Source organism: Pseudomonas cremoris (genome assembly GCF_014230465.1).
This window is the reverse complement of sequence record NZ_JAAXCY010000006.1, coordinates 26,812-38,228: the sequence shown is the minus strand read 5'-3', so window position 1 is coordinate 38,228 and position 11,417 is coordinate 26,812. Positions and strand designations below refer to the sequence as shown.

Below are 11,417 nucleotides of genomic sequence, written 5' to 3'. Positions count from 1 at the left end.
CGTCAGTTATTTCCAATAGTTTTTTGAACCTGCCGGAACTTAACCCGTGAAGTGCTACTCAGAGTTACTGAATGGGTGGTGAAGCCCTTCAATGCTCCTATGTTGTGTTAAGTGTTGGCAGATATCTGGACCCCGCCCTAGCGGTCCAGTACTTGAACCCCGAACTTCCCCTCCCCATAAGAAGTCCGGGGTTTTTTTTGCCTGCAGAAAAGTTATTCCGCGAGTTCCGCACCCTTGTCCGCCAATTCCATCCAGCCCGCCAGAACGGTGTAAGCGTCTTCCAGGCCCATGCGCTTGGGGGCCGAGAACAGCTGGATGGTAATTGCATCGCCCCAACCCTTACGGATTTCGGACTGTACTTTGAGCAGGGTGTTCTTGGCTGCGCCGTAGGTAAGCTTGTCGGCCTTGGTCAGCAGGATGTGCATCGGCATGCCGCTGGCGACTGCCCAGTCGAGCATCAACAGGTCGAAGTCAGTCATTGGATGACGGATGTCCATCATCAGGATCAACCCCTTCAAACTCTCGCGGCCACCCAGGTAAGCCTCCAGGTGACGCTGCCAGTGCAGCTTCAACGGGATAGGTACTTTTGCGTAACCGTAGCCCGGCAGGTCGACCAGACGCCGATCATCGTCTAGCTTGAAGAAATTGAGGAGTTGCGTGCGGCCCGGGGTTTTCGAGGTGCGTGCCAGGCTGGCGTGGGTCAGCGTGTTCAGTGCGCTGGACTTGCCAGCGTTGGAACGACCGGCAAAGGCGACTTCAAAGCCTTCGTCATCGGGGCATTGGTCAACTTTGGCGGCGCTGAGCATGAACGTGGACTGTTGGCACAGGCCAAGGATGGGATTCTTGAGTTGCATGAGATTTCCGATGTGGGCGATGCCGAGAAAGGGTGCGGCAAGCGGTGTCGTTTCCGTTTCAGTAGCGCCAGTATATAATGCCGCAGATTTTGTGTGTGTTTTGTCCCAGCGAAGGACGAAATTCACGGGAGCGAAAGACCTTTATTGCGCATTAGAACGCAAAACGCTCTCAAACCCTGAAATGGTCGACGTATGACCAGATGGTTGCTCGCTATCGGTGTCCTGATTCCGCTTTACAGCGCTCAGGCTACACAGGATCCGGAGGCGGTGTACAACCGAGTTTGCGTGGCTTGCCATGCTGGCCAGCTGCCCAACGCCCCCAAGCGGGGTGACCAGGCAGCCTGGGCGCCAAGATTGGCGCAAGGCATGGACACGTTGGTCCAACACGTGACCCAGGGTTTCAAGGCAATGCCGCCGCGTGGTTTGTGCATGGACTGCAGTACTGAGGATTACCAGGCCGTCATTGAGTTGATGGTGAGTAAACCCGGTAGATAACTCTTAAACCCCTTAGCCGTAGTTGGATTAGCTGATGAACAAACTGATCGTGAGTCTGCTGTTGACCTTGGGCATCACCGGTGTTGCCCATGCTGCAGGCGACGCTACAGCGGGCCAGGCGAAAGCCGCCGTATGTGGTGCTTGCCATGGACCGGATGGCAACAGCCCGGCGCCGAACTTCCCCAAACTGGCCGGCCAGGGTGAACGTTACCTGACCAAGCAGATGCACGACATCAAGGATGGAAAGCGCACGGTCCTGGAAATGACCGGCCTGCTGACCAACCTCAGCGATCAGGACCTGGCAGACATCGCGGCGTATTTTGCCAGCCAGAAAGGCAGCGTGGGAGCCGCCGATCCTAAAACCGTGGCCCACGGTGAAGAACTGTTCCGTGGTGGCAACCTGGAAAAAGGCATGCCTTCGTGCATCGGTTGCCACTCGCCTAACGGCGCAGGCCTCGCTGCTGCCGGTTTTCCGCACTTAAGCGGCCAACATGCGCAGTATGTTGCCAAGCAGTTGACGGACTTCCGTGAAGGCAATCGCACCAATGATGGCGATGCCAAAATCATGCAAACCATCACCAATAAAATGAGCAACAAGGACATCGAGGCGGTTTCCCAGTACATCCAGGGCCTGCACTAAGCCTGCCGCTACGTTAACGCTCGATTAATCCATCGATGCAAGCATAAAAAGGGTGGCTTAGGCCGCCCTTTTTTGTGGCCGGTGCCGTTACACTAACGAACTCATGCCCGCGTAGACCTGTCACAACAAAGGTCGCGTGAGGCGACTTTATTTGTCCAGGAGTAAAGCATGCGTAATCTGATCCTCAGCGCCGCTCTCGTCACTGCCAGCCTCTTCGGCATGACTGCACAAGCTGCCGACGTGCCGCTTGAAGCCGGTAAAACCTACGTCGAACTGGCTAACCCGGTTCCGGTTGCGGTGCCTGGCAAGATCGAAGTGGTGGAGCTGTTCTGGTACGGCTGCCCGCATTGCTACGCTTTTGAGCCGACCATCAACCCTTGGGTTGAAAAACTGCCTTCCGACGTAAACTTCAAGCGCATCCCCGCCATGTTCGGTGGCCCTTGGGATGCCCACGGCCAACTGTTCCTGACCCTGGAAGCCATGGGTGTAGAGCACAAGGTCCACAACGCCGTGTTCAACGCGATCCAGAAAGAAGGCAAGCGCCTGACCAAACCGGACGAAATGGCTGACTTCGTGGCCACCCAGGGTGTCGACAAGGACAAGTTCTTGGCCACCTTCAACTCCTTCGCGATCCAGGGTCAGATCAAGCAGGCCAAGGAACTGGCGCAGAAGTACGGCGTGCAGGGCGTACCGACCATGATCGTCAACGGTAAGTACCGTTTCGACCTGGGCACCACCGGTGGTCCGGAAGCGACCCTCAACGTGGCTGACCAGCTGATTGCCAAAGAGCGTGCAGCGAAGTAAGGGGCCTACCATGCGCCGCTGGGGTACCGAACGTGTCGTTAGCCTGCATGATCCGCAGGTCAACGAACACCACCTGGAATCCACAGGCCTGCCGGCGGACAGCCGCCTGCGCCTGCTGAGCTTCAACATCCAGGTGGGCATCAGTACCGAGAAGTACCGGCACTACCTCACCCGTGGCTGGCAGCACCTGTTGCCCCACACCGGGCGTGCCGGCAACCTGCAAAAGATTGGCAACCTGTTGAATGATTTCGACCTGGTCGCCCTGCAGGAAGCTGACGGTGGCAGCATCCGCTCCGGCAACATCAACCAAGTGGAGCATCTGGCCCAGCTAGGTGCTTTCCCTTACTGGTATCAGCAACTCAATCGCAACCTCGGGCGCCTGGCGCAGCACAGCAATGGCGTGCTCAGCCGCTTGAAACCAACCGCTATCGAAGATCACCCGTTGCCAGGCCCCAAGGGGCGTGGCGCGATCCTCGTGCGCTTTGGTGAAGGCCCTGAGGCCTTGGTGGTGGTGATGATGCACTTGGCGCTGGGTGCGCGCACCCGCACCATGCAGTTGGCTTACATCCGTGAGCTGATTGGTACTTACAAGCATCAGGTGCTGATGGGTGACATGAACACCCATGCCAGCGACCTGCTGCAGAATTCCCCGTTGCGCGACCTCGGGCTACTGGCGCCGCAAGCCGAAGCCACGTTTCCCAGTTGGCGTCCGCAACGTTGTCTTGACCATATCCTGCTCAGTCCAACCCTCACACTCGAGAGTGTGCAGGTGCTGGCGCAGCCCATCTCCGATCACCTGCCGGTCGCGGTAGAGATTCGTCTGCCGGGTTCGCTCACGGCTGATGCATTACCCGCGTTGAGCCCAGGCCCTCGCGGACCCCTTGCATGAGCGACGACGCCCAGCGCTGGAAAGAGAAATACCTTAAAAGCATCGAGCAACAAGAAAAGCTCGAACGCCGTTGGGCTGCCCGCCTCGACCTGTTGCGCCGGGGGCTGGTGCGCAGCACCCTGGCGGCTGAAGGCACTGACCGCGCGGTCGACCAATGCATGAAGGAAATGCGCGACGTCGTCCGTACCGACGATATGGATGCCGCCCTCGCCGCCCTGCTGCCACGCCTGGAAAAGGCCGTATTGGATTCGGAGCAGCGTCGCGAAACCCGGGTTGATCAGATCAGCAGCGCACTCACCTCTCTGGTGGCGCAGTTGCAAAAACTGCCGCTACCCCGTGAGGTGGCGCGTCCGCTGAAAACCTTCGCCAAGCAGTTGGACGGACGCGTCAGCCAGGCCCGCGAGATCCCACTGCTGCTCAGTGAACTCAGCAGCCTGCAACGGCAGGCGTTGGATAACCTGGAGCCGGACGGCGAAACCCCGCGCCCTGGGCCGGGGCTGCTGCAGCGTCTGTTTGGAGCCAAGGAGGTTGCGGATGAGGCGGTGGTCAGCGAGCCGCCTGCCAACCCGCTACCCTTGCCCGCTGTGGCCAAGCCAGTCGCAGAGCCCCAAGAGCCCGAGCAGTCCGAGGAATTGACACAAGCCTTGCGCGCTTTTGCACCGCAAGTGCCAGTGCCGAGTGCGCCACAACCTGAAATCCTGGTGCCAGCAAAACTCGCCGAGGCGGCCAGTGATACATTCGTCTACGAGGCGCCTGTTCCAGCGGCGTCGCCTGCAACGCCTGTCGCGCGGATCGAGCCCGCCGCTGCCGAGCCTAAGGTGGACGAGCCTGCTCCGGAAAGCGCCCTCGCCGCCTTTGTCGAAGTGCCGCAGGCTCAGGTCGAGACGCCGGACGAAACGCTCATTGGTAGCCTGTCGCTGCCGCCCGTGCTGGAGGTCGAGGAGGCCGATCCCGACGAGCTGCAAGCTGATGGCCCGTATTCGTTGCCGGATTCGCCGGAGCCGTCCTACAGCTCCGTGGCCAAACATATCGAAGACACGCTCCTCGGGCTGCTGGAGGAGCTGTCACTGCCCGAGCGTCACCGACCCCAGGCCGAAGCCATGCGCGAACGCCTGGCCCACGGTTTGAACTGGTACGAGTTGCTGCCGATCCTGGATGACCTGGCGGTGTTGATGTTGGCGATCACCGACAGCGGCCAGCATGAATTTGAAGCCTATCTCAAGCAGCTCAACGAACGCCTTGAAGCGTTCCAGGGCCATTTGCAGGTTGCCAGCGACGGCCACGCCGATAGCCGCTCCGCCGCTCGGGAACTGGACACGCAGATTCGCGAACAGGTCGATGGCCTGCAAAGCAGCGTCCAGGAGGCGGCCGACCTGGACAGTCTCAAGCATGTTTTGGAAAGCCACCTTGAAGGCCTGCTCGGCACCATGGACGAGCACCAGCAACAACGTGACCAGCGTGAACAGGAAGTCGCGGCGCGCCTGAAAGGGCTGGCTGAACGGGTCGCCAATATGGAGCAGGAAGCACAGGGTTATCGTGAGCACTTGGAGGTGCAGCGCCAAAAGGCCCTGATTGATCCGCTCACCGGCCTGCCCAACCGTGCAGCCTGGAGCGAACGCCTCGACTTTGAGGTCAACGCCTGGCACCAACACGGCAACAACCTGTCACTGGCGATGTTGGACCTGGATCACTTCAAGCGTATCAACGACGGATACGGTCACCTGGCCGGTGACAAAGTGCTGAAAATCATTGCCAACGTGTTGCGCAAGCGCCTGCGCCCGACGGACTTTATCGCGCGCTTTGGCGGGGAAGAGTTTGTGTTGCTGATGCCCAATTCTTCCCTGGCCGATGCCGTGGCGGTTGGCAACGTGCTGCGTGCGGCGATTGAGGCCTGCCCGTTTCACTTCAAGGGCGAGCCGGTGACGATCACGGTGTCCATGGGGGTGGCGCAGTTCCAGCCGGGAGAGCGCAGTGACCTAGTGCTCAAACGCGCGGATGCGGCGTTGTATCGAGCCAAGGCGGCGGGGCGCAACCAGGTGCAGGCGGCGTAAAAGATGTTCCATTTTGTAATTTGACCGTCGGGTCGCGGGCGGTACGTTACACTGTTGCATTATCGTCTTCAGTGTAACGTCGCCCGCCATGAAATCCTTTTGCTTCGCCTTTTTGTTTCTTCTGCTCGCCGGCTGCGCCAGCGGTCCTCGCCTGGACACCAGCCACCCCTCGGTGAACCATGACAACCGCGTGCAGTTCGTTATCGTCCACTACACCTCCACCAACCTCGAACGCTCCCTGGCCTTGCTCACCCACGGCCAAGTCAGCAGCCATTACCTGATCGGCGACGACGCCTCAGGCACCATCTACAAGCTGGTCGACGAGAGCCAGCGCGCCTGGCACGCGGGGGAAAGCGAGTGGATGGGCCGCACCTGGCTCAACTCCAGCTCCATCGGCATCGAAATCGTCAACCCAGGCTACCGTGATACGCCGACCGGCCGCGTGTGGTACCCGTACTCGGAGTCGCAGGTGCAGTCGCTGGTGGTGTTGCTCAAGGACATCAGCAAACGCAATGGCATCGACCCCAAGAACATCATTGGCCACAGCGACATCGCACCGTTGCGCAAGCTAGACCCGGGCCCGTTGTTCCCGTGGAAGCGTCTGGCGGCTGAAGGGCTAGGCGTTTGGCCGGATGCGCAAGCCGTTGCGCGGTTCCAGGTGCAATACGCCAGCGAGTTGCCGAGCATCACCTGGTTCCAGGAAGAGTTGGCGCGCTTGGGTTACCAGACGCCGCAGACCGGTGAACTGGATGTCGCCACGCGCCATGTGATTGCGGCATTCCAGATGCACTTCCGGCCGTCGTTGTTCGATGGCACGCCAGACGCGGAGAGTGCCGCGATTCTGCGCGCGTTGAATCGCAGCTAAAGCGGCAGCGCCATATAGAATTGAGTGCCCTGCCCCGGCCGTGAATACACGCCCATGCGGCCACCGTGCAACTGCACGATCTCCTTGCACAGCGCCAGCCCCAGGCCGGCGCCACCCTTCTTGCGACCTACCTGCACGAAGGGTTCGAAGATGCGCCCCTGTTGCCCGTAGGCGATGCCTTCGCCGTTGTCCTCGACGCTGATAATCACCCGCTCACCATGGCGACGTGCCTGCAGGCGAATCTGCCCGCCGTCGGCGGTGTGGCGCAGGGCGTTGCCCAACAGGTTGTCGAGTACTCGCTCCAACTGCACCTGATCGGCATACAACCGGGGCAGATCGGGTTGGGCCTCCACTAGCAGCTCTATGTTTTGCGCGTTGGCCGGTTCTGCAAAGCGCGCGCGGGCATGTTCGAGCAAGTCAGTGACATCACAGGGCCCCAGCGTGAGTTTCTGCAGGCCGTTTTGGTAGCGCGAGAAATTGAGCAAGTCATTTATCAACTGCATCAGGCGCTGCATTTCTTCATTGACCGTGTCCAGCAGGTCCGCTTCGCGAGACTCCGCCGGAAACTTTGCGCGTTCGCGGAACAGGCCGAACGCCATGTGCATGCCGGTCACTGGCGTGCGCAATTCATGGGAAGCGCGTAACACGAATTCGCTGCGTACCCGTTCAAAGGCGCGCTGCTCGGTGACGTCATGCAACACCATCACGGCGCCGAGAATGTGCCCCTGGGTATGGCTGACAGGCGTCAGGCTGTAAGTCAGCAGGCGCAGTTCGCCTTCGACTTCCACTTCCAGGTCGTCGGGCGCACGTTCCAGGTTGCCGCCCCGCAGGACCAGTTGCAGCTGTTCATCCAGCTCCGGGCGCGCCAGTGCTTCGCCAAGGCCCTGGCCTAGACGCTCCTCGTCCCAGCCCAACTGGCGTTGTGCTACTGGGTTGAGGTGTTCCAGGCGGCCTTGGCGGTCAATCATCAGCAGGCCGTCGTCGATGCTGTCGAGCACGGCTTGCAAGCGCTGTTGACCGGCCAGCAGCTCATCAACGTTGGTTGCCTGATGCTGGCGCAGTGCCTCGGCCATGATGCCGAAGCGACGGGTCAGTTGGTTCATTTCCGCGGCTGAAGAAATCGGCAGTGTCACTTCGAAATCGCCCTGCCCGATCTTGTCCGCCGCTTTGGCCAGTGCTTCTATCGGCCCGCCAAAACGTCGGGCGATGCCATGGGCCGTCACAAACCCGATGATCAGCACCGCCAGCCCCACCAATCCGAGCAAGCCGGCGATGAGCAGGGCCCGCTCGCGGGATTTGTGTTCGCTGTTGCTGATGTTCTGCAGGGCCAGCTTGTGTTCGGTAATCAGGCCGTTACGCAGTTCATTGAAGGCTTCGGTGAGTTGCTCTTTGCTGCCGGGGGGCGGTGTCGCTTGCTGGGATTCGTCAAACGCCTTGAGCAAGTCTTGGTAATCGTCCTTGGCTCGGCTGAACCCCGTTCCAACACCGTCTTTCTGCTCATGCGCTATGCCTTGATCCAGCAGTTCGAAATAGCGTTGTTTCGAAGCCTGCAAGGCCTGCGGGTCCGGGCTCTCTTCCAGCATCATCATCAACTGGTCGCCCAGGCTCTGGCGCAACTTGAGCCCCAGATCCAGGGTGACGAAGTTGCTACGGATCAAGGACTCCTGGTTCTTCGCCATTTGCATGACGCTGACCAGGCCCAGGATCAAACCCAGCAGGGCGACGGTGATCAGCGCTGAGATACTCAGGAACAGCCGAGTGCGCAGTTTCATCGCTAGCTTCATAGGCTACAGCTCACAGGTTGTACTGTTTGCGTTTGCGGTACAGGGTCGATGCGTCGATACCGAGGGTTCGGGCGGCCTGGTCCAAGGTGTCGCTGGTGGCCAGCACGGCGCCGATATGCGCTTTTTCCAGCTCATCCAGGCTCAGCGCTGCGCCGATACGCGGGGCATTATTGGTCGGCTGCTCGGCCATGCCGAGGTGAGTGATTTCGACTTTTTCCTGTGGGCAGATAATGCTCGCTCGCTCCACCACGTTGCGCAATTCACGGATATTACCGGGCCAGCGATAGTTGAGCAGCGCTTCGCGCGCTTCATCGCTGAAACCACGTGCGGGTCGTGCGTATTCCTTGACGAAGCGCGCCAGGAAGCGATCGGCCAGGGTCAGGATGTCTTCGCTGCGCTCGCGCAACGGAGGCAGGTGCAGGGTGATCACGTTGAGGCGGTACAGCAGGTCTTCTCGGAAGCGACCCTCGCGCACCATATCTTCCAGGTTCAGGTTGGTGGCGGCGAGGATACGCACGTCGGCACGACGGGTGACCGGGTCGCCCACGCGCTCATATTCCTTGTCCTGAATAAACCGCAGCAACTTAGGTTGCAAGGTGAGCGGAAAGTCGCCGATCTCGTCGAGAAACAGCGTGCCGCCATCTGCTTGGTTGACCCGGCCGAGGGTGCTCTCGCTAGCGCCGGTAAAGGCGCCACGGCTATGGCCGAACAGCTCGCTTTCCATCAGCTCTGCCGTCAGCGACGGGCAGTTGATGGTGACGCAGGACTTCTTCGAGCGCTTGCTCCAACCGTGAATGGCACGGGCCAGCTCGCCCTTACCCGTACCGGACTCGCCCAGGATCAGGATGTTGGCATCCGTGCCAGCGACCTGGCGCGCGGTTTCCAGCACCACCATCATCGCGGGGCTGTGGGAGTCGAGGCCGTCCTTGGGCTGGCGTACTTCGCCTTCCAGTGCTTCAAGCCGTGCGGATAGCTGGCGTACCTCCAACTGCTTGGCGGTGGCCAGGCGCAATTGGTCCGGGCTGCAAGGTTTTACCAGGTAGTCGGCGGCGCCGGCCTGGATCGCATCCACGGCGGTGTCGACAGCTGAGTGGGCGGTGACAATCACCACGCGCATCCACGGCGCCTGGATGCGCATTTGTGCAAGCACATCCAGGCCATTGTCTTCACCCAGGCGCAGGTCCAGGAAGCACAGGTCGAACACCTGGCGTTGCATCAGCGCATCGGCCTGGGCCGCGCTGTTAGCGGTGGCTACGGTGTAGCCTTCATCTTCCAGGCAATAGCGGAAGGTGCGAAGGATCGCGGATTCGTCATCCACTAAAAGAATGCGGCCTTGAAGTTCCTTGGCTGATTCCATCTGTCCCACGCTCCTTAATATGAATGATGGTGTTTAGTCCCGGAATAATCGGGCAAGTTGCATGGTTTATTCTGATCGATAAAAGGCAGTGTCGTGCAGGTATCTGCATGTTTTCCCACAAAGCCCCGCCTGATAGCGTTTTCATGCCGTCTTGCCACTTCGGCAACTCACTCAACATTTTCGATCCTTCGATCCGACCGCTGGCGATCGTGCATTTCGCACGGCTACCAAGGGGGCATCGTGCAGGATGCTGGGCGATCTGCCGATCTGAAATATATAACGTATTGATTTTATTAGGTTTTATTTTGAAAAAAAGCTGGCATGCGCTCTGCAATATCTCTCCCAACGAATAATCAGAATGCGGGAGAACAACAGCATGACTCGCCAAAGCCTCAGCCAACTGCGTGTATCACCGCTGCGCTTGCAGCAGGGCCTGTTTGCCAGCCTGGCCTTGATGGTCACGCTGATTGCCGGCCAGCAGATGCAGCATTGGCAGCAGAGTCAGCAGCAAGCCCCGCAGTTCGAACGTCCGATGATGACCCAGACCCATTTCAGCTCCATTGGCAGTGTTTCTGCCAATGCTGCGGCCCCGCAATTGAGAGTAGCTGACCAGGATTCCACCCTGGGCGAGCTGCCAGCCCAAGAACGTTGGGTGTTCTAGGCAAGAGCAACAAAAGGTCGCTCATGTTGGGCGCCCGAAAGGCACTACCGCTGTTACCCCTATAAAAGCGTAAGGAGAATCACCATGTTGAGTTGGGCAATCACATTTCTGATCATCGCCATTGTGGCTGCAGTCCTGGGCTTCGGTGGTATCGCGGGCACCGCCACGGGTATCGCCAAGATTCTCTTTGTCGTCTTCCTGGTGATGTTCATCGCTTCGTTCTTCTTTGGCCGTCGCGGCCGAGGCTGAAGATGAGCTCCCTGTCGTTTAAAACCATAGCTGCCGCCCTGCTTCTAGGCGGCAGCGGCTTGGTTATCGCTGCCAACGACGGCCAATCTCGGGCCAACGAATTGCTCAGCGCGGACCCGCAATACCGCGAAGCCTGGCAAAGCGTGGTGAAGAAAGAAGAGCGCTTGCCGGAATGGGTGATGAACCTGTCTGGCACCGCCGAACAGATGAATGCCGTAGAAGAGGACGGCGACAAGTACTTGGTTGGACCGCTCTGCGAGACCGCAGATACGTGCCTGAACAAGCGCCTGATCGTTGCGTTCAGCTACGACAAGAAAGATGCCTACGCCATGTTGGTGCAAGTGCCGGCCGGTTTGCCGGCAGACAAGTCCCCGACGCGGCACGCCGACTACCGGTTTATCGGTAAGCCCGACGAAGGCATGCAAAAGCTGCTGATGGAGCAGCTGAAGAAAGATCCGAATTGGTACTAAGGTTCGTGCGACGCGGCTAGCGCCTGCGAACCCATCGTCCATAGAAAGAAGCCCCTCGCTTCTTTCTGTTTGCATCGCTCGCCAAGAGGGGTGCATGACCAAGGGGCCGGGTTGCTCTGATCAATTGGGATCGGCGCGACCTACGGGCACAGGGAGTGCCTGCGCAAGGGCCGGGTCAGGCGAAAAGCTGCGACGCAGGTTCACAAGCCCACGGCTTGCTGAACTTGCGACGGGCTTAACACTCTCATCTCCCGCGCTTCATACCGCCTATAGCCTCAAATTTCACTTTTGCTCATCT

General features: G+C 59.6%; 12 protein-coding genes. 9 read left to right on the top strand and 3 right to left on the bottom strand.

The features are described from left to right. Positions 1–212: 212 nt before the first annotated feature. The gene (gene yihA, locus HF257_RS16160; RefSeq protein ID WP_076952232.1) at positions 213–854 is read right to left on the bottom strand and encodes a ribosome biogenesis GTP-binding protein YihA/YsxC; all 642 of its coding nucleotides are present in this window, start codon (positions 852–854) and stop codon (positions 213–215) included. Between the two features lie 192 nt (positions 855–1,046). Here yihA and HF257_RS16155 point away from each other — a divergent pair, with 192 nt between their 5' ends. From HF257_RS16155 to HF257_RS16130, 6 genes are all read left to right on the top strand, one after another. Further along, complete coding sequence (locus HF257_RS16155) at positions 1,047–1,349, top strand: c-type cytochrome (protein WP_185709682.1); 303 nt, start codon at positions 1,047–1,049, stop codon at positions 1,347–1,349. 34 nt (positions 1,350–1,383) lie between these two features. Beyond that, positions 1,384–1,989 (top strand): c-type cytochrome, encoded by a 606-nt coding sequence (locus HF257_RS16150; RefSeq protein ID WP_185709683.1) that lies wholly within the window; start codon positions 1,384–1,386, stop codon positions 1,987–1,989. 168 nt (positions 1,990–2,157) lie between these two features. Next, positions 2,158–2,793, top strand: a complete 636-nt coding sequence (gene dsbA, locus HF257_RS16145; RefSeq protein WP_185709684.1) for a thiol:disulfide interchange protein DsbA — start codon at positions 2,158–2,160, stop codon at positions 2,791–2,793. Positions 2,794–2,803: 10 nt separating this feature from the next. Beyond that, entirely contained in the window at positions 2,804–3,682 is an 879-nt protein-coding gene (locus tag HF257_RS16140) for an endonuclease/exonuclease/phosphatase family protein (RefSeq protein WP_185709685.1), read from the top strand. Continuing rightward, positions 3,679–5,733 carry a diguanylate cyclase gene (locus HF257_RS16135; protein WP_185709686.1) on the top strand — a complete coding sequence of 685 codons (2,055 nt, stop codon included), beginning with the start codon at positions 3,679–3,681 and terminating at the stop codon, positions 5,731–5,733. The genes HF257_RS16140 and HF257_RS16135 overlap by 4 nt, the downstream gene beginning before the upstream one ends. Before the next feature lie 88 nt (positions 5,734–5,821). Then, positions 5,822–6,598: an N-acetylmuramoyl-L-alanine amidase gene (locus HF257_RS16130; protein ID WP_185709687.1), complete on the top strand. Its 777-nt coding sequence runs from the start codon at positions 5,822–5,824 to the stop codon at positions 6,596–6,598. Here the strand turns inward: HF257_RS16130 and HF257_RS16125 are convergent. Together HF257_RS16125 and algB are read right to left on the bottom strand one after the other, a co-directional pair. Beyond that, on the bottom strand, positions 6,595–8,382 hold the full coding sequence (locus HF257_RS16125) for a KinB sensor domain-containing domain (protein WP_185709688.1): 1,788 nt from the start codon (positions 8,380–8,382) through the stop codon (positions 6,595–6,597). The genes HF257_RS16130 and HF257_RS16125 overlap by 4 nt on opposite strands. A 10-nt stretch (positions 8,383–8,392) precedes the next feature. Next, complete coding sequence (gene algB, locus HF257_RS16120; protein WP_185709689.1) at positions 8,393–9,739, bottom strand: sigma-54-dependent response regulator transcription factor AlgB; 1,347 nt, start codon at positions 9,737–9,739, stop codon at positions 8,393–8,395. 376 nt (positions 9,740–10,115) lie between these two features. Between algB and HF257_RS16115 the strand changes: the two genes are divergently transcribed. From HF257_RS16115 to HF257_RS16105, 3 genes are all read left to right on the top strand, one after another. Then, a complete protein-coding gene (locus HF257_RS16115) occupies positions 10,116–10,400 on the top strand; it encodes a hypothetical protein (protein ID WP_185709690.1) in 285 nt (94 codons plus the stop codon). An 84-nt stretch (positions 10,401–10,484) separates the two neighbouring features. After that, positions 10,485–10,649 (top strand): DUF1328 domain-containing protein, encoded by a 165-nt coding sequence (locus HF257_RS16110; RefSeq protein ID WP_003170804.1) that lies wholly within the window; start codon positions 10,485–10,487, stop codon positions 10,647–10,649. A 2-nt stretch (positions 10,650–10,651) separates the two neighbouring features. Continuing rightward, positions 10,652–11,119 carry an inhibitor of vertebrate lysozyme family protein gene (locus HF257_RS16105; protein ID WP_185709691.1) on the top strand — a complete coding sequence of 156 codons (468 nt, stop codon included), beginning with the start codon at positions 10,652–10,654 and terminating at the stop codon, positions 11,117–11,119. Positions 11,120–11,417 lie beyond the last annotated feature (298 nt).

Excerpts from the sequence above, each read along its gene's own strand:
- yihA (WP_076952232.1), bottom strand. The coding sequence starts at position 854 with ATGCAACTCAAGAATCCCATCCTTGGCCTGTGCCAACAGTCCACGTTC.
- HF257_RS16155 (WP_185709682.1), top strand. The coding sequence starts at position 1,047 with ATGACCAGATGGTTGCTCGCTATCGGTGTCCTGATTCCGCTTTACAGC.
- HF257_RS16150 (WP_185709683.1), top strand. The coding sequence starts at position 1,384 with ATGAACAAACTGATCGTGAGTCTGCTGTTGACCTTGGGCATCACCGGT.
- dsbA (WP_185709684.1), top strand. The coding sequence starts at position 2,158 with ATGCGTAATCTGATCCTCAGCGCCGCTCTCGTCACTGCCAGCCTCTTC.
- HF257_RS16140 (WP_185709685.1), top strand. The coding sequence starts at position 2,804 with ATGCGCCGCTGGGGTACCGAACGTGTCGTTAGCCTGCATGATCCGCAG.
- HF257_RS16135 (WP_185709686.1), top strand. The coding sequence starts at position 3,679 with ATGAGCGACGACGCCCAGCGCTGGAAAGAGAAATACCTTAAAAGCATC.
- HF257_RS16130 (WP_185709687.1), top strand. The coding sequence starts at position 5,822 with ATGAAATCCTTTTGCTTCGCCTTTTTGTTTCTTCTGCTCGCCGGCTGC.
- HF257_RS16125 (WP_185709688.1), bottom strand. The coding sequence starts at position 8,382 with ATGAAGCTAGCGATGAAACTGCGCACTCGGCTGTTCCTGAGTATCTCA.
- algB (WP_185709689.1), bottom strand. The coding sequence starts at position 9,739 with ATGGAATCAGCCAAGGAACTTCAAGGCCGCATTCTTTTAGTGGATGAC.
- HF257_RS16115 (WP_185709690.1), top strand. The coding sequence starts at position 10,116 with ATGACTCGCCAAAGCCTCAGCCAACTGCGTGTATCACCGCTGCGCTTG.
- HF257_RS16110 (WP_003170804.1), top strand. The coding sequence starts at position 10,485 with ATGTTGAGTTGGGCAATCACATTTCTGATCATCGCCATTGTGGCTGCA.
- HF257_RS16105 (WP_185709691.1), top strand. The coding sequence starts at position 10,652 with ATGAGCTCCCTGTCGTTTAAAACCATAGCTGCCGCCCTGCTTCTAGGC.